The organism is Dyella terrae (genome assembly GCF_022394535.1).
Classification (GTDB): domain Bacteria; phylum Pseudomonadota; class Gammaproteobacteria; order Xanthomonadales; family Rhodanobacteraceae; genus Dyella.
Genome location: NZ_CP089414.1, coordinates 4380151 through 4404194, shown reverse-complemented (window position 1 = coordinate 4404194; position 24044 = coordinate 4380151). Strand labels below are relative to the sequence as shown.

Annotated in this window: 13 protein-coding genes, 1 other RNA gene and 2 pseudogenes; 9 read left to right on the top strand and 7 right to left on the bottom strand. The window is 63.4% G+C overall.

Features of this window, described 5'->3' with window-relative positions; all coding sequences use genetic code 11:
• Window positions 1-89 precede the first annotated feature (89 nt).
• Window positions 90-990: pseudogene (locus DYST_RS19345) on the top strand (LysR family transcriptional regulator ArgP).
• A gap of 233 nt (window positions 991-1223) precedes the next feature.
• On the opposite strand, the gene DYST_RS19340 reads toward DYST_RS19345, so the two are convergent.
• From DYST_RS19340 to sucC, 3 genes are all read right to left on the bottom strand, one after another.
• Window positions 1224-2072, bottom strand: a complete 849-nt coding sequence (locus DYST_RS19340; protein ID WP_239947642.1) for a hypothetical protein — start codon at window positions 2070-2072, stop codon at window positions 1224-1226.
• 515 nt (window positions 2073-2587) lie between these two features.
• Entirely contained in the window at window positions 2588-3463 is an 876-nt protein-coding gene (gene sucD / locus DYST_RS19335; RefSeq protein ID WP_102302846.1) for a succinate--CoA ligase subunit alpha, read from the bottom strand.
• A gap of 14 nt (window positions 3464-3477) precedes the next feature.
• Window positions 3478-4641 carry an ADP-forming succinate--CoA ligase subunit beta gene (gene sucC / locus DYST_RS19330; RefSeq protein ID WP_102302847.1) on the bottom strand — a complete coding sequence of 388 codons (1164 nt, stop codon included), beginning with the start codon at window positions 4639-4641 and terminating at the stop codon, window positions 3478-3480.
• A gap of 296 nt (window positions 4642-4937) precedes the next feature.
• Here sucC and DYST_RS19325 point away from each other — a divergent pair, with 296 nt between their 5' ends.
• Together DYST_RS19325 and DYST_RS19320 are read left to right on the top strand one after the other, a co-directional pair.
• Window positions 4938-6584, top strand: a complete 1647-nt coding sequence (locus tag DYST_RS19325) for a sensor histidine kinase (RefSeq protein WP_199178948.1) — start codon at window positions 4938-4940, stop codon at window positions 6582-6584.
• A gap of 61 nt (window positions 6585-6645) precedes the next feature.
• Window positions 6646-6721, top strand: a non-coding RNA gene (locus DYST_RS19320) — sX9 sRNA.
• A gap of 23 nt (window positions 6722-6744) precedes the next feature.
• On the opposite strand, the gene DYST_RS19315 is transcribed toward DYST_RS19320, so the two are convergent.
• Window positions 6745-7698 (bottom strand): LacI family DNA-binding transcriptional regulator, encoded by a 954-nt coding sequence (locus DYST_RS19315; RefSeq protein WP_102302849.1) that lies wholly within the window; start codon window positions 7696-7698, stop codon window positions 6745-6747.
• 409 nt (window positions 7699-8107) lie between these two features.
• On the opposite strand from DYST_RS19315, the gene pgmB reads away from it, so the two are divergent.
• The 6 genes and pseudogenes from pgmB to DYST_RS19285 all read left to right on the top strand — a co-directional run bounded on the left by pgmB (window position 8108) and on the right by DYST_RS19285 (window position 19463).
• Window positions 8108-11167 carry a beta-phosphoglucomutase gene (gene pgmB, locus DYST_RS19310; protein WP_239947640.1) on the top strand — a complete coding sequence of 1020 codons (3060 nt, stop codon included), beginning with the start codon at window positions 8108-8110 and terminating at the stop codon, window positions 11165-11167.
• A 30-nt stretch (window positions 11168-11197) separates the two neighbouring features.
• Entirely contained in the window at window positions 11198-13747 is a 2550-nt protein-coding gene (locus tag DYST_RS19305; RefSeq protein WP_239947638.1) for a TonB-dependent receptor, read from the top strand.
• Between the two features lie 96 nt (window positions 13748-13843).
• Window positions 13844-15109 carry an MFS transporter gene (locus DYST_RS19300; protein WP_239947637.1) on the top strand — a complete coding sequence of 422 codons (1266 nt, stop codon included), beginning with the start codon at window positions 13844-13846 and terminating at the stop codon, window positions 15107-15109.
• Between the two features lie 112 nt (window positions 15110-15221).
• Complete coding sequence (locus DYST_RS19295) at window positions 15222-16910, top strand: trehalase family glycosidase (protein WP_239947635.1); 1689 nt, start codon at window positions 15222-15224, stop codon at window positions 16908-16910.
• The gene (locus DYST_RS19290) at window positions 16907-17974 is read left to right on the top strand and encodes an alpha/beta hydrolase (RefSeq protein WP_239947633.1); all 1068 of its coding nucleotides are present in this window, start codon (window positions 16907-16909) and stop codon (window positions 17972-17974) included. The genes DYST_RS19295 and DYST_RS19290 overlap by 4 nt, the downstream gene beginning before the upstream one ends.
• An 81-nt stretch (window positions 17975-18055) precedes the next feature.
• Window positions 18056-19463, top strand: a pseudogene (locus tag DYST_RS19285) (sigma-54-dependent transcriptional regulator).
• Window positions 19464-20119: 656 nt separating this feature from the next.
• On the opposite strand, the gene DYST_RS19280 reads toward DYST_RS19285, so the two are convergent.
• The 3 genes from DYST_RS19280 to DYST_RS19270 form a co-directional block, all read right to left on the bottom strand.
• A complete protein-coding gene (locus DYST_RS19280; RefSeq protein WP_239947632.1) occupies window positions 20120-21661 on the bottom strand; it encodes a hybrid sensor histidine kinase/response regulator in 1542 nt (513 codons plus the stop codon).
• A gap of 80 nt (window positions 21662-21741) precedes the next feature.
• Window positions 21742-22188, bottom strand: coding sequence for a response regulator (locus DYST_RS19275; protein ID WP_102302856.1), 447 nt, complete (start codon window positions 22186-22188; stop codon window positions 21742-21744).
• Complete coding sequence (locus DYST_RS19270) at window positions 22185-23981, bottom strand: sensor histidine kinase (protein ID WP_239952158.1); 1797 nt, start codon at window positions 23979-23981, stop codon at window positions 22185-22187. The genes DYST_RS19275 and DYST_RS19270 overlap by 4 nt, the downstream gene beginning before the upstream one ends.
• Window positions 23982-24044 lie beyond the last annotated feature (63 nt).

Below are 24044 nucleotides of genomic sequence, written 5' to 3'. Positions count from 1 at the left end.
GCGTGGACGTCTTATTCAGTAAAACTAATTATCCTAAAGATGGTTAAGTTCAACTAATGTGTCGCGCGCATGCGCGGCGGGAGACACCCATGAGCCTGCTCAATCCCCAGCTCGCTGCCTTTGCTGCCGTGCTTGATGAAGGCAGCTTCGACAGCGCGGCGCAGCGCCTCTCGCTTACACCCTCGGCAATCTCGCAACGCATTAAGGCGCTCGAAGATCGCCTCGGCCAGATCCTCATCCTGCGACGCTCCCCCTGCGAGGCCACGGAAGCAGGCGAACGGCTGCTGCGTACCGTGCAGCAGATGCGGCTGCTGGAAGCGGAAACGTTGAACGACTTCCACGTCGGCCCGGATGACAGCGGACCCACCACGGTCGCCATCGGCGTCAATGCCGACTCGCTGGCCACCTGGTTCCTCGCCGCACTGGCGCAACTCCACGACAGCCATCAACTGCTGTTCGACATCCGCGTGGAAGACCAGGACCATTCCAGCAACTTTCTGCGCGACGGCTCGGTGCTCGGCGCCATCACGGCCGAATCGAAAGCGGTGCAAGGCTGCAGCGTGAGGAAGCTCGGCGTGATGCGCTACCTGCCCGTCGCTTCACCCGCCTTCGTCGACCGCTATTTCGCCGACGGCGTGAGCGCAGCCTCGCTCGGCAGAGCGCCCATGTTGGTATTCAATCGCAAGGACGCTCTGCAATGGCGTTTCATGCACAGCATCACGCGGGCAAAGCTCGCACCGCCCAGACATTACGTGCCCTCCTCCACGGCCTTCGTGGAGGGCGCTGAACTGGGACTCGGTTGGGCGATGGCCCCCCGAATCAATGCTGGAGAGGAACTTCGCCGCAGGCACGCTCAAAGCGATTGCTCCGAAGCGATGGCTCGACGTGCCGCTGTATTGGCAGCATTGGTCGATCCGCTCAAACACGCTGGCCTTAGTCACCAAGGCGCTGATGACAGCAGCGCACAGTGGATTGCGGCAACACTATTAGGCTCTTCAAAACACGACGATCCCGGAAGGAAAGCGCTTCGCGCCCATCATGCCGCTGCGACCGTTTGTCAGCGGCTGCTGAGATCACGCCCGGTCAAGCCACTGTGGAACCGCTGGGGCCATGGCAAGGCAAGGGCAAGCAATACGCCTACCAGCTATCCGACCACGTTGTCGACGGTAACGAACACCCGGCTAGATGCCGCACACAAGGGACTTCGCGAGCATCGCTAACGGTCATGCGATCCATGCGCAGCAGCAGGTCATTCGTATTCGCGATGAATGGTCCCAACCAGCGGCAGTAGCATCGGGTAACGGTCTTCGCCCTGCAGCCAGGCGCTGGGCATGGCTGCGATCTCCAGGTCGACCTGAAGCGCAGTCAAGGCATTCTGCAGTGCCGTAAATACCGGACCCGGAACAACGTCGACATAGGTCGTTCCATCTCCTGCTGCTCCCGAGTCCATGCCAAGCCCCCCCGATGTCACTGCGCCACTCCTTGAAGAAGCTGTATTCCGGATCGGGTCGTACATCTCGCTGACTCAGGACGACGATCGTTGCAGGATGGTCGAACACCATGGTCCGATCCGCCACACCCACGTAGAGCTCGCTCGTGTGCCTGTTGGCGAAGCCGCTCTTCCGTACCTGGTGCGCACTCCACGAAGCGTACGTGATCTGCCCCAGGACATCGCTTGCGGAAGCTTTCAGTTCGGGATGCCGAGACATCCATAGCTTCTTCCAGGATGCTGAAAGATTCTCTACTGACCCTGCGCTATCGCTCCGGAATGTTCCCAGCGGCGCCAATGCCGCCTGCACGACTGGCTGCACCTGCTCGAAGGAAGCGGGCACCAACAAGATCACATAGTCGGCATATTGAGCCTGCTTGCCGTCATCCCACACCAGGAGTTGTTCGCCGCGCCGGGCGGCGACCTCAAAGTCGTTGCTCGAATTCGCTTTGCCCGCGGATTGAAGTTTCCAATACCAGCCCTCGGCCGTCTTGTCAGGTAACTCGGTAGCAACGCTTGCCGACATCCACGCCATCCCCGTTAGGGTGAGGCCAGCCATCAGAATTCCACGCAGCGTTTTCATGTCATTGCCTCCGTCCGGCTTGCCATGCGTGATCAGCAAAGAAAACGGACAGCACGACTGCAGCTCGTCTTTGCCGGCCAAAAGTGCTTATGCGGATCCGCGGTTTCGCCATCGAGAAAGGCGACGCGTGGACATAGCCCATATAGGCAAACACGAGGCCCACAACCATGAACGCTGGAGCCAGGAACCAGTAACGAAAACCTTGCAACATACGCCTGAAATTCCAAATGAATTTGCTTTGTCCCAACGAAAGGCAAGGCCATGTCTCGCGCATCGAACTCGCGCGAGACCAGCAGCCATCAGGGAGACAGCGATTTTCCAGGCATCAACCGTGCATTTCCATGAGATCAATCTGCAAGGCCGGCACTTTCTTCCTCGGCCTGATCATGTGGCCGCGATGACAGAAGCGACGGGTAATGCGGTACGCGGACATCCTCATGCAGCGCAACTTTTCCAAGCAAAGAAAAAGGGCCGCATCGCTGCGGCCCTCTTCATATCGGTTGTAAAAACCCGAATTACTTCTTCATCAGACCGGCGAGGGCCTTGCCGAGGTCAGCCGGCGACTTCACCGTGGTGACGCCGGCCTTCTCCAGCGCAGCGAACTTCGCCGCTGCCGTGCCCTTGCCGCCCGAGATGATGGCGCCTGCGTGGCCCATGCGCTTGCCCGGAGGAGCCGAGGCACCTGCGATGAACGACACGACCGGCTTGGTGACGTATTCGCCGATGAACTCGGCGGCGTCTTCTTCAGCGCTTCCGCCGATTTCGCCGACCATGATGATGCCTTCGGTCTGCGGATCGTCCTGGAACATCTTCAGGCAGTCGATGAAGCTCAGACCGTTGATCGGGTCGCCGCCGATGCCGATCACGGTGGACTGGCCCAGGCCTTCGTTGGTGGTCTGGAACACCGACTCGTACGTCAGCGTGCCGGAGCGCGAGACGATACCGACCTTGCCCGGCATGTGGATGTGACCCGGCATGATGCCGATCTTGCACTCGCCCGGGGTGATGATGCCGGGGCAGTTCGGCCCGATCAGCACGGTTTCCGGATGCTGTGCCAGCACGTTCTTCACGCGTAGCATGTCCAGCACCGGGATGCCCTCGGTGATGGCCACGATGACCTTGATGCCGGCATCGATGGCTTCGAGGATCGAGTCGGCCGCGAACGGCGGCGGCACGAAGATGACAGACGCATCGGCGCCGGTCTGATCGACGGCTTCGGACATGCTGTTGAAGACCGGCAGGCCGATGTGCTCGGTGCCGCCCTTGCCCGGGGTCACGCCACCTACAACCTTGGTGCCGTAGTCCAGCGCCTGCTGCGCGTGGAAGGTGCCCTGCTGGCCGGTGAAGCCCTGCACGAGGACCTTGGTGTTCTTATTGACGAGAACGCTCATGGTTCAGTTGCTCCTCAGGCCTTGGCCGCAGCCACGGCTTTCTGCGCCGCATCGTTGAGATCGTCGGCCGGCGTGATCGCCAGGCCGGAGTTGGCGAGCAGTTCGCGGCCCAGCTCCACGTTGGTGCCCTGCAGGCGAACCACAACGGGGATCTTCAGACCCACTTCCTTCACGGCCGCGATGATGCCTTCGGCGATCAGGTCGCAACGCACGATGCCGCCGAAGATGTTGACCAGAATGGCCTTCACCTTGTCGGAGGAGAGGATGAGCTTGAACGCCTCGGTGACGCGTTCCTTGGTGGCGCCGCCGCCGACGTCGAGGAAGTTGGCCGGCTCGCCGCCTGCCAGCTGGATCACGTCCATGGTGGCCATGGCCAGGCCTGCGCCGTTGACCATGCAACCGATGGTGCCGTCCATCGTCACGTAGTTGAGGTTGTGCTGCACGGCAGCGGCCTCAGCCGCGTCTTCCTGGGTCAGGTCGCGCATGGCGGCCAGATCCGGGTGACGGAATTCGGCGTTGTCGTCGGAGTTGACCTTGCCGTCGAGGGCGGCGAGGTTGCCGTCTTCGAGAATGGCGAGCGGGTTCAGCTCGACCAGGGCCAGGTCCTTCTCGTTGAACAGCTTGTACAGGCCCAGCATGATCTTGGTCAGCTGGCCGACCTGCTTCGCATTGAGGTCCATGGCGAAGCCGAGCTCGCGGCACTGGTACGGCTGCAAACCTTCCACGAAGTCCACCACGATGGTGTGGATGTCTTCCGGGGTGTCCTTGGCGACCTGCTCGATGTCCACGCCGCCGTGCTTGGAGGCGATGAACGAGATGGACTTGCTGTCACGGTCCGTCAGAATCGACAGGTACAGTTCCTTGGCGATGTTGGTCGCGTCGGTGACCAGCACCAGGTTCACCGGCAGCGCACGGCCGGCAGACTGGTAGGTTTCCATGTTGGTGCCCAGCATGCCCTTGGCAGCTGCGCGCACGTCGTCGAGGCTCTTGCAGAACTTGACGCCGCCGGCCTTGCCGCGGCCGCCTGCGTGAATCTGTGCCTTGACCATCCACTGCGTGCCACCAAGGTGCTTGGCGGCGTCGACAGCGGCATCGGGAGAGTTGGCGACCTTGCCCGGGGGCACGGCAATGCCGTACTTCGCGAACAATTCTTTGGCCTGGTACTCGTGGAAATTCATGGATACCTCGAGGGTACGGGGAAACATGGTGGCCGTCGGGCTGTGGGGGCCTGACGGTCAGGGGAACGACGGCGGAGTAAAGCTGCGCTGCCGGATGCAGTGCGCCGCCGTCAGGCCTGTCGACATGACGAAAACCGCGCAATACGGCCCGGTATTTTCGCAGCAGCGGCCCCCGATGGAAAGGGGCCGGCCACCAGAGGGGGATTCCGACGCCGGTTGACGGCCGTCTCCCACAGACTGTGAAAGGCCCGTCTATACTGGTTCAGACTGCCCTCAGACCAATAAGAGCCCGCCAGGTGTCTAGCACCGTGCAGCCTGCCTACCCCACCGCCCGCCCAGCCCCTGAGGCGGCGCGCCATGAGCTTTTGTTCCTCAATTGTTTCCGCCTGGCCCAGGCCCTGGTCTACACCGGCCTGGCCCTGAGCCCGACCACTCTCGGCTGGCCCAAACTGGCCGATGTCGGCCTGGCCCGGGGTGTGGCCGTACTGTTCCTGTTGTTCGCGCTCGGCACACTATCGCTGACCCGGCGAGCCACCCCATGGATCCGCTGGACAGTGTCGGCCTCCCTGGTGGTGGACATCATCGCGGCAGTGCTGGCCATCATCACCATGCACGACGCCCGCATCGGCATCGCCATGATGCTGGCAGTGAACCTGGCGGCCGGCGCGCTGATCCTGCCGCTGCGCCTGTCCTGTTTCTTCGCGGCACTGGCCACCCTGGGCGTGATCGGCCATTCGGTCCTCGAAGTGCAACACGGGCAGGCCGGCATGGACCGGGAGCTGCTCGAATCGAGCCTGTTCGGCCTCGCCTACTTCGCCATCACGGTGCTGTGCTACGTGCTAAGCCGGCAGATCCGCGCCAGCGAGGCGCTAGCCGAACAGCGCGGCGTGGACCTGGCCAACCTGGCGCAGGTCAACGAGCTGATCATCCGCCGCATGAAGACCGGTGTGCTGCTGGTGGATGACGCCAACCGCATCCATCAGATGAACGAATCGGCGTGGATGTTGCTGGGCAACCCTGCCGCTGACCAACGCGACCTGGGCCGCGTGGCATCGGAGCTCTCTCGCCGCCTGTACCACTGGATAACCTCCGGCAAGCTCGACGAATCCGCCACCCAATTGGCCGACGGCGTGCCCGAAGTGGTGCCTCGCTTCAGCCGACTGGCGCCGAATGACGACTCGCACGTACTGATCTTCCTGGACGACACCTCGCTGGTGTCACGCCGCGCCGAGGAGCTGACACTCAGCTCGCTCGGGCGCCTGTCCGCCTCCATTGCGCATGAGATCCGCAACCCGCTGGCCGCGATCCGTTACTCGGCGCAGTTGCTGGCCGAGTCGGAAGACCTCCCGCCAACCGACCAACGCATGGTGGAGATCATCAACAACCACTGCGTGCGCTTGAACGAGATCATTGAGAACATCCTGCAACTGTCGCGGCGCGAGCGCTCACGCCCGGAAACGCTGGATCTCGGCAGCTGGGCCAATCAGTTTGTGGACGAGTACCGCCAAGGCAACGACCTGGGCGAAGACTCCCTGCGCGTCATCCAGGCCAGTACGCCGGTGGCGGCCGTGGCCGACCCTCAACAGTTGCAGCAGGTGGTGTGGAACCTCGTGCAGAACGCCCTGCGCTACGGCCGCATGCCGGGCGAACCCGCCCGCGTGATGGTGGTGGCGCGCCATGGCGAGCACGGCGTGCCGATTCTGGAAGTGATCGATCGCGGCCCGGGCATCGCACCGAAGGTCGCGGCGCAGATTTTCGAGCCGTTCTACACCACGCATGAGTACGGCACGGGCCTGGGCCTCTACCTGGCACGTCAGATGAGCGAAGCGAATCAGGCATCGCTGGAATACGTGCGCGTCGCCGGTGGTGGCAGTTGTTTTCGCTTGGTACTGACACCGGCGCGGATGGGCAAGGCAACGGGCGACACGGCGGCGACTGGCTAAGAGCTGCTAACAAAACTACTGCGCGACCGTCAGGCGGGCGCGGCCGGTGCTCGGAATCCTCATGTACGACAAGTACACTCCGGCTCCTCCGCGCCGTCCGCACCCACCTGACGGCCGCTCGCTACGTTTTGTTAGCGGCTCTAAATCGCCGCTCCGCAACTCAGGTTTCGCGAACGATCAGCTCGACCGGCAAAGTTTCCGATTGCTCGGGCTCGTCGTTGATCATCGCCAACACCTTGCGCGCCAGCAGCGTGCCGCCCTCCTGCCAGTCCTGTCGTACCGAACTCAACGGCGGCAGGAAACTCGCAGCCAACGGCATGTCGTCGTAACCCACCACAGACACATCACCGGGCACATCACGCCCCAATTGATTGAGTGCACGGATGGCGCCCATCGCCAGCAAGTCGCTGCACGCGAACACAGCGTCGAACGGCACGCCGCGATCCATCAGCGAATGCATGGCGTCCATGCCGGAGGCCAGGGTGAATTCATCGCGCCGAATCAGCAGCGGCTTGATGCCGTGGGCGGCCAGCGCATCCACGAAACCAGTGAGGCGCTCGAAGATTTCCGGATGGTTGGGGTTGCCGACGAACACGGGATGACGACGTCCGAGACGGATGAAGTGTTCCGCCACCGCGTTGCCGCCCTGGCGGTTGTCGCTGCCCACCACGACATGCTCGTCGCCCGGCGCACCCCACACCACCATTGGCAAGCCCAGCTTGTCGAATCGGCGCACCGCGTCCTGGCGCGAGCCCTGGCCCAGCAGGATCAGCCCGTCCGCCGCCTGCACGGCCGCGGCGGTGGCGCCCTGGCGGGTGGTCAGCAGCACGCTAAAGCCATGCGCTGTCAGCTCCTGGGAAATACCGCCCAGCAAGACCAGCGGATAGGGATCGAACATGGTGCGATCGTGTGAGGGTTTCATCTCCACGATCACCGCCACCGTATGGCTGCGGCGCAGGCGCAGGTTGCGCGCGCTGACATTGAGCTTGTAGCCCAACTCGTGGGCGAGCTGCTGCACGCGCTCACGCGTCTCGTGATTGACCAACGGGCTGTCGCTCAGCGCCCGCGAAACGGTGATCTTGGATACCCCGGCCACCTTCGCCAGATCCGCCATCGTGAGACTGACGGAAGGCGTGGCGCCCTGGCGGTTCTTTTGGTGACGACTCAAGACTTGGCCCCGGTGTCTTGTGAACGGTCGCGCGGGCTTCGCACGCCGGCCAATCCTGGCAAACCGGGACAGTGTCGCGGTTTGCCTCTTCAACGTCCAACGCCGCACGGAATCACGAATGGAAGCCCATTGCCCCGATACCGCAAGCTTGTGCCGCAAGTCGCCAACGTCTCATGGCACAACGTCCGTGCATGATATCGATATCATACGCAACTATGTTGTGTCGCAGCAATTGATATCGATGTCTTGATATCGATATCAATTGCTGCGAAGCTCCGCCCCACATAAGAACCTACGGTCGGCCCACACGATTTATCGGCCTACCGGAAACATCAAAAGGTGGGGAGAGGACACGTTGGATCATCGAGAAACGGCGCAGATCTTGCCGCCCCACGGTCATGCCCTGCGCGACGCCTGGGTCGTGACCAGCCACAACGCCGACCCCGCCGCCTTCGCTCAGGATGAAAGCCTGTTCGCCCTGTCCAATGGCGCCCTGGGCGTGCGCGGCGGACTGGAAGAAGGCGACAGCGCCAGTCAGGGTTGTTTCCTCGCCGGCGCCTGGGAACGCACGCCCATCGAGTACCACGAGCGCTTCCCGGGTTTCGCCGCCCACACCGACACACGCATCCCGGTTGCTGACGGCACGCGCATCCACCTGCGGTTAGGCGATACCCCTGTACGCCTGAGCGAAGGGGAATGGCTGCATTTCGAACGCGCGCTGGATCTGCGCAACGGCTGCTACCGGCGCCAACTGCGCTGGCGTTCGCCGGAAGGCGCCACCTTGCTGATCGAAGCCGAGCGCATCGTCAGCCTGGATCGCCCCGCCCTGCTGGCCATCCGCTATCGCGTGCATTCGGTCGACTACACCGGCCCGGTGACGCTTGAGTCCTCCATCAGTACCGTGCGCAACGCCGCCGAACAGGGCGACGACCCACGCATCGGCACGCGAATCGACGGTGGCTTGGTGACCACTGATGCGCTGGCCGGCGACACCCAGGCTCACGTGCTCCAGCGCACCACCCATAGCGACATCCGTGTGGCCTGCATGCAGCAGCACGCGGTGGTCGACAACAGCCTGCGCTTCCGTCTTGCCAACCTCGCACAGCACGGCGTGATGCAGGTGTTCGAAGGCGAGCTGTCGCCGGGACAGGCGGTCACGCTCGACAAATACGTCGCCTATGCCTGGACGCAGCCCGGCGGTCACGACACCGACGATGCGCTGATCGCGCATGCCGCCAGCGAACTGACCAAAGCGCACGAGCTGGGTCACGACGAACTGCTCGCCCGCCAGAGCAGCGAGCTGGCCCAGTTGTGGCAGAACGCCGACCTGTCGATCGAGGGCGATGCGGCCACTGAGCAGGCGCTGCGCTTCAACCTTTTCCATGTCTTCCAGTCCAGCAGCCGCGACGGACAAGGCAGCACGGCGGCCAAGGGGCTGACCGGCGAAGGCTATGAAGGTCACTACTTCTGGGACGCCGAAGTCTTCATGCTGCCGGCAATGGTCGCGCTCGCGCCGCACGTGGCGCGCAGCATGCTCATGTACCGCCATGGCACGCTGGCTCGAGCCCGTGCGCATGCACGCGAGCTCAACCACGCACGCGGCGCGCTCTACGCATGGCGCACCATCAGCGGCGACGAATGCTCCGCTTACTTTCCCAGCGGCTCGGCGCAGTACCACATCAATGCGGCCGTAGCCTGGGCGATCCGCCATTACGTGGATGCCACGGGCGACGAGGCCTTTCTGCGTGATGCCGGTGCGGAGATGCTGTTCGAGACTGCCCGGGTGTGGCTGGACATCGGCCACTTTAATCCCCGTCGTAGCGGTGCGTTCTGCATCCACGACGTCACCGGCCCCGACGAATACACCGCGCTGGTCGACAACAACCATTACACCAATCGCATGGCGCAACGGCATTTGCGCGATGCCGCGACCGTGGCGCATTGGCTGTCCGAATCGGCGCCGGACCTCTATGCGGAGATCGCGCACCGCATTGACCTGGAACCGTTCGAGATCATGCAGTGGCAGCGCGCCGCCGAACTGATGTATCTCGCGGAAGACGCGGAACTGGGCGTCTTCCCGCAGGACGACACCTTCCTCGACAAGCCGCGCATGTCTGCCCGCAACACCGACGAGGGCAAGCGTCCACTGCTGCTGGAGTTGCACCCGCTCACCATTTATCGCCATCAGGTGTGCAAGCAGGCCGATACCCTGCTGGCACTGATGCTGGCGGGCGACGACGTGTCGCTTGCCGCCAAGCGTCGCAATTTCGACTACTACGAAGGCGTGACCGTCCACGACTCCACGCTATCGGCCTCCACCTTTGGTGTGATGGCGGCTGAAGTCGGCGAAACGGAAAAAGCATTGCGCTATTTCCAGGACACATTGCGCGTGGACCTGGACGACCTGCACGGCAACGCGGCACACGGCCTGCACATGGCGGCCATGGCAGGCAGTTGGCTGTCGCTTGCCTGGGGTTACGGCGGCATGCGCGTGATCGATGGCCAATTGCATCTTCACCCCCAATTGCCTGGCGCATGGCGCAGCTACCGCTTCGGCATCACCTGGCGCGATGCACATCTTCGTGTGGAGGTGGATGCGGAGGGCGTGCGCTATACCGTCACGCGCGGCGATTCGGTGACGTTCCACCACGCCGGCCAGCCTATACAGCTGTCAGGCGGCGAGTCGCGCGCCATGGCGCATGCAACGACTTCGCTCAAGGCACCATTGCAGGCAGTGATCTTCGACCTGGATGGCGTCATCGCGGACACCGCGGTGGTTCACCGCGCCGCATGGGAACAACTCGCGCACGAGATCAGCGCCCCGTTCGACGAGCAGATCGCCCAACGCATGAAGGGTGTCGATCGCCGCGGCTCGCTTGAGATCCTGCTTGAACGTGCGCCGCGTGCCTATGTCGAGCATGAGAAGCGTGCCCTCGAAGCGCGCAAGAACAGCTACTACGTCGAACGCATCGAACAGTTTGGCCCGGACCAGTTGCTACCCGGTGCGCGGGAAGCGGTGGAATCCGTCCGCGCGAAGGGGCTGCGTGTCGGCCTGGCTTCGGCCAGCCGCAACGCGCCGCTGCTGCTCGAACGGCTCGGCATCGCCCGCCTCTTCGATTACGTCGTCGATGCCGCGCGCATCGACCGCTCCAAACCAGATCCAGAAATTTTCCTGGCGGCCGCTGCAGGACTCGGCGTTGCCCCTGGAGCCTGCCTTGGCGTCGAAGACGCTGCGGCAGGCGTCGCCAGTATCCACGCCGCGGGCATGGTCGCCATCGGCATTGGTCGGCGCGAAGACCTAGGGGAGGCAGACATCGTGCTGCCAGGTCTGAGCGTGTTTCGTATCGGTGATTTTCTGAACAACAAGAACGGTGCGACGGCTGGCACGGCCGAAGCCATAAACATCAACGCGTAAGTGGCCCGGTTTCGGGCGGGGAGGCACGACATGAACAAGCAAGGCATCACTCGACAGCTGCTGGCAGCTGCGATCGTCACCGCCTTGGCGGTGAGTGCGGCGCAGGCGCAGGACGCGACGCAAGCGCAACCAGCGCCAGCAGCACCGGCTAACCAGCAGAACAATGCGCCTGCTCCGGCACAGGGCGATCAGAAAGCAGCCAAGACGCTGGATCAGGTCGTGGTCACGGGTACCTCTTCCGCTGGCGGTATCCGCAAGATCGACGCCAGCTATTCGATCGTCAGCGCCAACGCCGAGCAGATCCGCGAAGCCAATCCCAAGAGCACGGCGGACCTGCTGAAGATCTCGCCAGGCATGTGGCCGGAATCCACCGGCGGCCAGACCGGCGCCAACATCGAAATCGCCGGCTTCCCCGGTGGCGGTGACGCGCCGTTCTTCACCACGCAGATGATGGGCTCGCCGCTGTACGGCATGCCCACGCTTTCGTTCTTCGAAACCACCTCGATCTTCCGCCTCGACGACACCGTTGAGCGTGCGGAAATCCTGCAGGGTGGTCCGTCGGTGGTGTACGGCGACGGCCAGATGGGCGCCACCGCCAACTTCATCCTCAAGCAGGGTACCGACGTGCCCAGCGGCAGCTTCGGCGTGACCTACAGCAACGAAGGCCTGTGGCGCTACGAAGGCTTCCTCGGCTTCAAGATCGCCGACAAGTGGTACGGCAGCATCGGCGGATTCTACCGCGATTCGGACGGCGTGCGCAGCCCGGGCTATTCGGCTGACAAGGGCGGCCAGTTCACCGCCACGCTATCGCACGACATGGATAACGGCTCGCTGGTGTTCTATGCGCGCCAGCTCAACGACCGCAACCAGTTCATCACGCCGATCCCGCTGATCCAGAGCGGCTCGGACAACTTCAGCGCCTATCCCGGCTTTGATCCGCTCACCAGCACGTACTACAGCAAGGATATCCAGCACGTAAACCTGCCGGGCTATCCGGGCGGCGGCACCAGCGCCAACCTGGCGAATGGTCGCGGTGCGAAGTTCAGCTTCTTCGGCTTCAACTTCGACTACGACCTCGGTGACGGCTGGAACCTGTCGGACAAGTTCCTGATCGACGGCGGCGACGTCAACACCAATGCGCTGTTCTCGGGCACCAACCCGGCCTCGCTCAACGACGAGCTGTACAACCTCGGCACCGACTTCGGCGGGTTCAAGCTGCCGGCCGGCTCCGCCACGGCAACGTACGTCAACGGCGGCGGTGCGGTCGATCCGAACCAGAGCGTAATTCACCAGGGCTGGTGGTACATCCACAAGCACCTGAAGAACATCAACAACGATTTCCGCATCAGCAAGGAGCTGTTCGAGGGCAACACGCTGACCGCCGGCCTCTATCTGGCGCACTACACCGACGACGACGCGTGGAATCTCGGCAACCAGATGCTGATGACCAACACGCCGAACGCCAAGCCGATCAAGGTCAGCTACCAGCAGAACGGCCAGACCTACCAGCTCACCGACTACCAGGGCCTGCTGGACTACGGCTCGTACAACATCACCGAGAGCGGCCGCTCGACCAACAAGGCGTTCTACCTGTCCGACTCCTGGCGCATCGACCGCTGGCTGATCGACGCCTCGGCGCGCGTCGAGAACCAGGATTCCTCGCTGCGCGTGTGCAATCTGACCAACGTCAACTTGGACGGTAACCCGCTCACGCTGTACGACAACGCCGTGCCGGTCTGCAATGGCACGTTCGCCACCACCGACTACAACAAGACGCATACGTCGTGGACGTTCGGTGTGAACTACGAGCTGGCCGACAACATGTCGGTGTACTTCCGCGCCAACAAGGGTGCGCACTTCGGCGACTTCGACAACGCGCTGCGCGGCAACACCACGGGCAATACGCCGCCGCTGCAGAAGATCCAGAACTTCGAAGGCGGCTTCAAGTACCAGTCCAAGTACCTGTACGCGGACATCAGCGTCTATCACCGCCAGTTCAACGGCCTGCCCTACCAGCCGACCAACGGCGAAGGTGTGCCGGTGGGTACGCCGCTGCTGTACGGCTCGGACTCCAAGGGCGTCAACCTGGCCGGTGCCGTCACACCGATCGACAACCTGAAGTTGCAGTTGGTGGCCAACTATCTCGACGGCCATTACTCGCACTACTCGGCCTGTATCCCGTACGTGAACCAGGTCGCCGGCAACGGTTGCGCCTTCATCGACGGCGTACAGCTGCAGCGCCAGCCGAAGTACCGCTATATGTTCACGCCGAGCTACAAGATCCCATTCTCGTGGGGCGACATCATGGCGTTCGTGACCTACACCTATGTGGGTCCGCATACGCAGGATCAGTCGGGCCTGCAGCAGTTGGGCACGTACTACACGCTGGACTTCGGCGTGGTGGCCAACATCCAGCAGAACTGGGAACTGCGCATGCAGGGCACCAACGTGACCAACCAGCTGGGCCTCACCGAGAGCAACTCACGCATCTTCGGTACGGCTGCGGGCAGCAATGGCGTCATCCTGGCCCGCCCAATGGAAGGCCGCGAGGTCAATTTCCAGGTGAAGTATAAGTTCTGATGTAGTGTTCCCCCCCGGTTCCGGGCCGCACGTGGGTCGGCGGCCCGGAACCAACTCCGGGGGGGATCGGTTGCAAACCGGACGTGGGAGGTGGGGATGGGCCGTTACCGCATGATCGTTGCGCTGGCGACGATTTACATGGTGTTCGCGATACTGCTCAACAGTGTGGGCACGGTCATCTTGCAGTCCATCCACACGTTTGGCATCGACAAGCCGCAGGCAAGCCTGCTCGAACTCTTTAAAGACCTGCCGATTGCCATCACCTCGTTTCTGGTGGCGTCCTTCCTGCCCAAATTGGGCTATCGCCGGGCCATGATGCTGTCGTTGTGCATCGTCGGCAGCGCCTGCATGCTCATGCCGCTGTTTCCCGGCTTCCACACCACCGAGCTGCTGTTCACCTGTATCGGCGTGTCGTTCGCGCTAGCCAAGGTGGCCGTCTACTCGTCGATTGGCTTGCTCACCAGCAACAAGGCCGAACACGGCCGACTCACCAATACCATCGAAGGCCTGTTCATGCTGGGCGTGCTGGCGAGCGGCTGGCTTTTCAGTGCGTTCATCGATCACGCGGATCCGGCTAACCCATCCTGGTTCAACGTCTACTGGGTGCTGGCCGCGATGTGCTTTGGCACGATAGCGCTGCTGTGGGGCGCCACGCTGGACGAATCCGCCGCGCACGGCGGCACGGCACACTCGCTCGGGCAGGCCATGCGTGACATGTATCGCCTGTTGATGCGCACGCTGGTTTACGTGTTCCTGCTTTCCGCCTTCCTCTACGTGCTGATCGAGCAGAGCTTCAGCACCTGGCTGCCGACCTTCAACAACGAGATCCTCAAGCTACCCAACGCGATGAGCATCCAGATGGCGAGCATCCTCGCCGGTGCCACCGCGCTGGGACGCATCGTTGCGGGGCAACTGCTGCGCCGCATGTCCTGGCATCTGCTGCTGAACTTGTGCGTGGTCGGCATGGGTGCACTGATCTTGCTGGTGCTGCCGCTGGCGCGCGAGGTGCACGTCGGCGCGAACGTGAACTGGTTCAACGCCCCCATCGCGGCGTACCTGATCCCGCTGATTGGCTTGCTGATGGCGCCGATCTACCCGGTCATCAACTCGGTGGCGCTCAGCTCGCTGCCCAAGCCTTCGCACGCGGCGATGACCGGCCTCATCGTGATTTTCTCCGCGCTGGGTGGCACGCTGGGCTCACGCATCACCGCCATCGTGTTCTCAAGCTTCGGCGGCATCCACGCTTTCTATTTTTCGCTGGTACCGATGTGCCTGGTGCTGGTGACGCTGTTCTATTTCAAGCGCGAGACGGATCGCGTCGGCGCGGCTGAACCTGCCGCGATGGGCCTTTCCACGAAGTAATGCTTCACGTCGGGCACGATGCCCGGGGCTTGCGCCATGGATCGGCGGCAAGGCAGGGCTTGAACGCCGCCGCGACGACCGCCAACGATCACGCATCGACCCGGGAGCAGACATGACTCGACACGCCCATTCGCTTCACTTCCGATGGCTGGCCATCGCGCTGTCGTGCGCCGTTGCGAGTACGACCGTTGCCTCGGGCACGCCCGATCCAGCGAAGACGCGCACCTATATCGACAAAGCATGGACGACACTCACGCGCTCGCAGGAAGACTGCGCCGCGCTGGCCGACACCAAGGTGGTTGGCCATCCGGTGCTTTACGTCCCCGCCGGCGAGCCGGTACCGGCGAACGTGGCTGCCATCGGCAAGCGCTGCAACGTCGATGTGCGGCCACTGCCGCGCAAGGTCGAACAACTAGGTGACATCGACGCCACGAAGCTGCCGCAGCAGGGCCTGCTGTATCTGCCACACCCTTACGTGGTGCCCGGCGGCTTCTTCAACGAGATGTACGGCTGGGATAGCTACTTCATCCTGTTGGGGCTGGTCGCTGATCACAAGTTGGACCTGGCCAAGGACATGGTCGACAACGCGCTCTATGAAGTGGCGCACTACGGCGGCGTGCTCAACGCCAACCGCACCTACTACCTCAGCCGATCGCAGCCCCCTTTCCTCACGGCCATGATCGCCGCACTACTGGATGACCCCGCCAGCTTCCCCAGCGCAGACGCACGTCGCGAATGGCTCGCCAAGGCCTATCCACTCGCCGTGCGTAACTACGAGATCTGGACACGCCCTGAGCATCGCGCAGGCAACACCGGCCTGGCCCGCTACTACGACCTCGGCAACGGCCCCGTGCTGGAAGCCAAGGACAGCGAGTTCTACAAGGGCGTGATGCGCTGGCTGATCGCGCATCCGAAGGACGATCCGGGCTATCTCATCAAAGGCTCCGAGCATCCCGACGACGCCGAAGCCGCGCGCCTGAAGGAAGCGAGTTGCGACGTGCGCGCCTCCAAGGTGTGCGAAGGCGCATGGGTCGATGGCTATCGCCTCACGGCAGACTATTTCCACGGCGACCGCGCCATGCGCGAATCGGGCTTCGACACCAACTCGCACTTTGGCCCCTTCGGCGGCTCCACCCATCACTACGCCGACGCCAGCCTCAACAGCCTGCTCTATCGCTATGAGCGCGACCTGCACGACTTTGCGCTGCAGCTTGGCAAGGCAGGCGACGCCGACCGCTGGGCAAAGGCGGCCGATGCGCGCAAGGCGGCCATGGACAAGTACCTATGGAGCGACAAGGACGGCATGTACCGCGATTACGACTTCGTGGCTGCCAAGCCCTCGCCATATCCCTACGTCACGACGTACTACCCGCTATGGGCCGGCGTCGCCTCGCCGCAACAAGCAGCCGCGGTGCGCGGCAAGCTCGGCGTGTTCGAACGCAAGGGCGGATTGAGCATGGATAACCGGCCCATGGCCGTGCAGTGGGACGATCCATTCGGCTGGGCGCCGACCAACTGGCTCGCGATCAAGGGGCTCGACGATTACGGCTTCCACGACGATGCGCGGCGCCTCGCAGCCAAGTTCGCCACTACGGTGGACCAAGGCTTGGCCGACGACGGCACCATCCGCGAGAAATACAACATGGCGCTGGGCAATGCCGACGTGAAGGTAAACGCCGGCTACAGCGAGAACGTGGTGGGCTTCGGCTGGACTAATGGCGTCTACCTGAAACTACACGAATTGCTCGACGGCACCGCGAAGAAAGCCGCACCCACCGCCCAGAAGGAAACGACGCCGTGAGCACACGTACCCTCGCCCGCCTCACCCTGGCTGCCTCGCTGCTCTGCGGCACCTTGCATGCTCAGGACGCCGCACCCGGGGTCGCCGCCGACGGCAGCATTCATGCTGGCAGCATGACCTTGCCCTATTCGTCGGCCGCATCGCCCGAAGCGCGCGCGTTCTTTCCCAAGATGCTCGCCGCCGGGTCCAAGGCGCCGCCGATCACGGCCCCTATCGAGCAGAGCCGGGCGTTCTATGACCGCATGAACACCGATCGTGCGCAGCGCATGATGGCGATCTACCCGGTGAAGACGCATCGCGAAACCATCGCGGGCGTGGTGACCGATGTGGTGGAACCGGCGCAGGGCATCTCGCCGAAGAACCGCGAGCGCGTACTGATCAACCTGCACGGCGGCGCCTTCCTGTGGGGCGCGCACAGCGGCGGGCTGGTGGAATCCATCCCCATCGCCAGTCTTGGCCGCATCAAAGTCATCAGCGTCGACTACCGGCAAGGCCCCGAGCACACCTTCCCCGCCGCCAGCGAAGATGTGGAGGCCGTGTATAAAGCCTTGCTCAAGCAGTACAAACCCGGCGCCATCGGCATCTACGGCTGCTCGGCCGGCGGCATACTCACCGGCGAGGCCGTGGCGCGCCTGATCGACCGCAAGCTCCCGGCACCGGGCGCCATTGGCACCTTCTGCGGCTCACTGGTGGACATGGAGGGCGACTCCGCCTACGTGGCACCATTGCTCAACGGCGCACCCGTGCCGGACCATCCGCTTCACCTGGGTGACCTGCCTTACTTCAAAGGCGCCAGCGCCACTGATCCCATGGTGTTCCCGGGGCTTTCGCCGACCTTGCTGGCCAAGTTCCCTCCTACCTTGCTGATTACCGGTACGCGCGACATGGCCATGAGCTCGGTGATCCGCAGTCAGACCTTGTTGAGCCAAGCCGGCGTAGCGACGGAACTGCATGTGTGGGAAGGTATGTGGCATTCGTTCTTCTCGGATCCGGATCTGCCTGAGTCGCGGGCCGCCTACGAGACCATCGTGAGATTCTTCGACCACCATTTGGCGCCTAAGTGACCCGATCTCCCCGCAGTAAAACTTTGCCCCCTGCCTGGGCGACGGTTATCCTAGCCCTCGTCCACAGCGCAAACTGACGACATGAGCCAACAGACCGTCCTGGTCATCGACGACGAACGCGATATTCGCGAACTCCTCACCATCACCCTCGGCCGCATGGATTTGCTGGTCGATGCGGTGGGCACCGTGACGGAAGCACGGCGCGCCCTCGCCGAAAAGCACTATGACCTGTGCTTCACCGACATGCGGCTGCCCGACGGCACCGGCCATGAGGTGGTCGAGGTGATTTCCGCCGAGCATCCGGACACGCCGGTTGCCATGATCACCGCCTACGGCAACGTCGATGCGGCCGTGAGCGCGCTCAAGGCGGGCGCCTTCGACTTCGTATCCAAGCCGGTCGACATCCAGATGCTGCGCCGCCTCGTGCGTACCGCTCTGCGTCTGGCCGAAGAGAAGCGCAGCGGCCAAGCCGCCGCCAAGCCGGACGGCAACGAGCGCCTGATCGGCGATTCGCCAGCCATGCAGCAAGTGCGCAGCACCATCGGCAAGCTCGCGCGCAATCAGGCGCCGGTGTACATCGCCGGTGAATCTGGCGTGGGCAAGGAACTGGTCGCCCGCCTCATCCACGAGCAGGGTCCCCGCGCTACCGGGCCGTTCGTGCCGGTGAACTGCGGCGCGATTCCGTCCGAGCTGATGGAGAGCGAATTCTTCGGCCACCGCAAAGGCAGCTTTACCGGCGCGGTGGGCGACAAGGAAGGCCTGTTCCAGGCCGCCCATGGCGGCACGCTGTTCCTCGACGAAGTGGCCGAACTGCCACTGCACATGCAAGTGAAACTGCTGCGTGCGATCCAGGAAAAGGCGGTGCGCCCGATTGGCGCGCGTGAGGAAGTGCCCGTCGACGTGCGCATCCTCTCGGCCACTCACAAGAATCTCGCCGCGCTGGTCGAGCAGGGCCAGTTCCGCCAGGACTTGTTCTACCGCATCAACGTCATCGAACTGCGCGTGCCACCGTTGCGCGAACGCCGCGGTGACGTGCCCCAACTGGCCAACTTCGTGCTGCGCCAACTCGCCACCAAGAGCGGCGGCGCACCCGGCCAACTGCTGCCGGCCGCGCAGCAGGCGCTAGAGAGCTACGACTTCCCCGGCAACGTGCGTGAACTGAGAGAACATCCTGGAGCGTGCGATGGCGATGTGCGACGGCGACCAGGTCGACGTCAGCGACCTGATGCTGCCGCAGCGCATGCCGCGCTCCCACACCGAGGCGGTTCCAGCCGCGGCACCTACCGGCATGGCTTCACACGCGGAACCGCCCCCGGCTGCATCGCCCACCGCCAGCGGCGGTCTCGACGATTACATCAGCAACCTGGAGCGCACGGCGATCATCAAGGCGCTGGAGGAGTCGCGGTACAACAAGACTGCGGCGGCGAAGAAGCTGGGGATTACGTTCCGGGCGCTGCGCTACAAGTTGAAGAAGTTGGGTATCGACTGAGGGTTGTCGATATGACGCGAAGGGCCGGACTTTGTCCGGCCTTTTTTGTTTTTGGCGGTTGGTCAGATGGGTGAACGGGTGCAGTCGCCGTCGGCTCCCTCTCCCTTCCGGGGAGTCTGCCTCGACTTTGCGCTCTAAGGCAGGAGCAGCGCGACCTGCCCCGACGCGATGTGCAGCTCCGCTGCACGAGCCTTCGGCTCGGCGCTTTTGACCTTCGGCCCCCTGTGCGGCGGTGAGGGGTGGACGAGAAGGCCCGCAGGGGGGATCGGCAAGGATGCCGATCCCTTTTCGCCAGGGCAGGAGCCCTGTCGAAAAGCCCGGCCGCCTCTCACGAACTGGCCGGCTTCACCGGCCAGCGCCAAGTGGGGGTGCCCTTTCTTCGGGTTACTTTTCTTTGGCATGCAAAGAAAAGTGACTCGGCCTTCGGCAGAAGGTCGAAACGCCCGCCGCGTAGGCGAGCCAGCTCGCGACCACGCGACAATCAAACACAGGGGCTCTGGATCCCAGCCTCCGCCGGGGTGACGGCTAAAGATGAAACAGTGAGGCGAGCACCCTCCCCTCACCCCAACCCTCTCCCCGCAGGGGAGCGGGAGCAAAAACCCTTGCAACCCCGTACCACACCATCAACCAAGCAAAACCCACCGCAACAGCTCCCCTTACACCGGCCCCAGCGGCCCCAACCCTGAAGCACTCTCCTCCAGCGCCTCCCTCACCGTCCTCAACAACCTCACCGTCGAGATCGGCTTATCCACCAGATACAAATGCTCCATCACCGGCAACTCATCCATATCTGGCGGCGCATCCGGCCGCGCCAGCAAAATCACCGCGCCGCGATAACCGTGATCGAACAGCGCTGACAACGTGCGCACGCCGGTAAACAGATTCATGTCCGAATCGAGCACCACGAGGTCGGGCACGCCCTGTGCCTCCAGCCATTGCAGTGCCGCTGTACCACTCTGGCTCGCGTGGGCCTGGTAACCCCAGGAATCGAGTGTGTCGACCAACAGCGATAGCTGGCCGGCCTCTTCCACCACCACCAACACGCGTTCGGCTTCGCCCTGGAGATTGACGGTATCCAGTTCCCCGGCCACCTCCACGACTTGCCGTGTCAACGGGATATGCATGTGGAAGCGCGTGCCCACTCCCGGCCGACTATCCACTCGCATCACACCGCCATGCGCGGTGATGAGGCGTTTGCACGACACGAGACCAAGGCCGGTACCGCTTTCCTTGGTGGTGTAGAACGGCTCGAACAGGTGCAGCAGGGCCGACTCGTCCATGCCGGTGCCGGTATCGCTGACGGTCAGGCATAGGTAATTGCCTTCGCGTGCTTCTTCATCTGGCTGGAAGAAACTCTCCGGCAAGGACGCCAGCGATGCCGAGATACGTAGCTCACCGCCATCAGGCATGGCCTGGATGGCATTGAGGCTCAGGTTGAGCAGGCATTGCTGCAGTTCGGTGTGATTACCGTCGAAGGTGAGCTCTGGGTCGTAGGCATTCAGCTCCAGCGTCACGTTGCGAGGCACGCTGCCTTGCAGCAGCAAACCGAGCGCATCGAGCAGCGCACCCACGCGCACCTGCTCGGCACGCCGTGCACCGCGTGCAAACGAAAGCATGGACTGCACCATGTCCAGGCCGCGCTTGCCGCAATCGCGCACGAGGTGGCCCAAACGCGCGAGGCGCGGGTCGTCTTGATAGTCCTGCAAACTATCGCCCGCCAGCAGCAGTGGCTGCAGCAGGTTACGCAAATCGTGGCTGAGGCCACCGGCCAGCATGGCCAGGCTCTCGAAGCGTTGCGCGCGGATCAGCTCGGTTTCCGCGCGGCGGCGCAAGCGTTGCGCCTCGGCCTCACGCATGGCTCGCCGCACAGCAGACGCCAGGCGCGCGGGATTTTGCTTGAGGATGTAGTCGGTCGCACCGTTGCGCAGTGCTTCGATAGCTGCCTCTTCACCCAGCGTCGCGGAGACGAAGATAAAGGGCAGGTCCGTGTCGCGCTCGCGCAGGATGTCCAGCGCGCGCTGGCCGGAGAAACCCGGCATGCTCAGGTCCGATAGCACGATATCCGGCTGGAATTCTTCCAACGCGGAAAGGTAATCGCGCTCAGCGTCCACCAGCCGCACGTCGTAGTCGATGTGATCGGCGTCCAGCTCGGACAACACCAACTCGGCATCAAGCTGGCTGTCCTCGATCTGCAACACCCGGATTCGGGGTAACGCCCACTGCTGCCTTTCCACGTTCAGCCACCCCGTTGTGGTGCTTGCCGTCCCGTTCGCTGTTCTCAGCCGTGGTCCGGTGCCTGGTTGAGCACGGCCCAGAACTGCCCCACGGTTCGCACCGCTTCAAAAAACTGATCCACGTCGACCGGCTTGATCACATACGCATTCGCACCGATGTCCCAGCTACGCGCGAGATCGCTTTCTTCCCGCGACGAGGAGAGGATCACCACCGGCACCCGGCGAAAGCGCTCGTCCGCCCGTAGCTGCGTCAACACTTCGATGCCACTCATGCGCGGCATCTTGATATCCAGCAGCACCACGGCGGGGTCGACGGGTTCGCGACCTGCCCACTCGCCACGGCAGTAAAGGTAGTCCAGGCAATCCACACCGTCTTCGACGTGTACCACGGGATTGGCCAGGTGCGCACCCGCCAGCGCATCGAGCGCCATTTCGGCGTCGGCAAGGCTGTCCTCGACGAGCAGGATCGTACGGAAGTCTCGATGTTTCATGGGCGCCTCTGCGAGAAGCTCTCTGCGAGGTCCGAAGACGGCAGGCTGAAATGGAAACGCGCTCCTTGCCCCGGTTGAGCATCCGCCCAGACGCGTCCGCCGTGTCGCGTCACGATGCGACGCACGTTGGCCAGTCCGATGCCGTTGCCCGGAAACTCCGAGGCACGGTGCAGTCGCTGGAACACACCAAACAGTTTACCCGCGTACTGCATATCAAAGCCGGCGCCATTGTCGCTCACCACAAATTCGTAACTACCATCGCGGTGGCGCTGCACGTCCACGTCAATACGCGCCACCTCGCACTTGCCTGTGTATTTCACCGCGTTGCCAAGCAGGTTCTGCCACACGGTGCGCAGCATGTTTTCGTCACCGATGACGATGGGCAACGGCGCGATGGACCACACGATGTGGCGCCCATGGGCATCGGTTTCGGCTAGCGCACGCGCCTCATCCGCCAGCGATTGCATGTCCACCGGCTGCAGGCGCAGCGCGCCGCGACCCAGGCGCGAGAACACCAGCAGGTCCTCGATCAGCAGCGCCATGCGCTTGGCAGCATCGTTGATCACTTCGATGTAGTGGCGCGAGCGCTCGTCCGCGTTGTCGCCCAGGTGCTGCTGAAGCTTGCCGGCAAAGCCGCTGATATGGCGCAGTGGTGCACGCAAGTCATGCGACACCGAATAGCTGAAGGCTTCCAGCTCGCGGTTCACATCCGACACCTGTTCGATCTTGCCTTCGAGCTGACGGTTCAGTTCCTTCACCTGTTGCTCGACCAGTGCACGCGCGGTGACGTCGCTGAGGGTGAGCAGCAGCACTGGATCGCCGCCGCTGTCCTGCTCCAGGCGGCGTGCATTGATCACCACGTGGCGGTCCACGCCGTCCACGGTGCGCTGGATCAGTTCGTAGTCCCACAGCTCGCGATCCAGCAGCAGCACGTCGTTGAGCCGTTGCAGCAATGCGCTGTCCTTCCAGGCTCCGTCGCCGATCTCGGTGAGCGGCAGCGATTGGCGGAAATCCGGCGGCAGGCCGTAGAGCTCGCCGAATGCTGCATTCACCAGCAGCGTGCCGAGGCTGGCATCGAGCAGAGCGATCGGTTCGCGCACCGCCTGCACGATGAGCTGCGAGCGCTGTACCGCCTGCCCCTCGCGCACCTCGGCGCGCAGGCGGCGGCTGATCTGGCGCTCGGACACGACGACCACAATGGCCAGCAGCAGCACCTGCGCAATGGCGGTGATGGTCAGGGCCAGCTCGCTATTGAACGATTCACGGCTAGCCGCGTCGCGGCGGTTGATCAGGTTGCCGTCCTCGTTGTGCACGATCTCGTCGATCAGACCGTCCATCCGGAACAGCGTACCGGAGTCCCGCATGGCATCGGTGGCGCCGGTCTCATCGCCGTGGTCATGCCGCATGATGGCCTGCCCGCTGAGTGCGAGCCGCCCGCTGACCACGGAACTGAGTGAGCCGATCAACGCCTGCTGATCCGGGCTATCGCGCGTCATCTCGCGCAATTGCTGCATCAGCCCGGGAGTTTCGTGCGCGGCCCGCTCCGCCCGCTTGCGCACTTGCGTATCCTGGTCGCCATGGATAAGGCGGTAGATTGCCGCTTCGCTGTCCCGGGTGACATAGGCGATCCGGTAGGTGAGCGATTTCACCTCACTGGAATGCGTCACACGCTCGTTGGCCAGGATCGCCTGACTGGCACCGGAGCGCGTGACTACATACGGCAACGCAACGATCACCAACACGGCGGCCAGCAAACCGCCCAGGCGCCAGCGCAGGGCAATGCGGTCCTTCATCGAGGGCCGTTGTGTCGACGCCAGTTTCCAGGATGAGCGCAACATGTCCTGCATGGTTGCAGA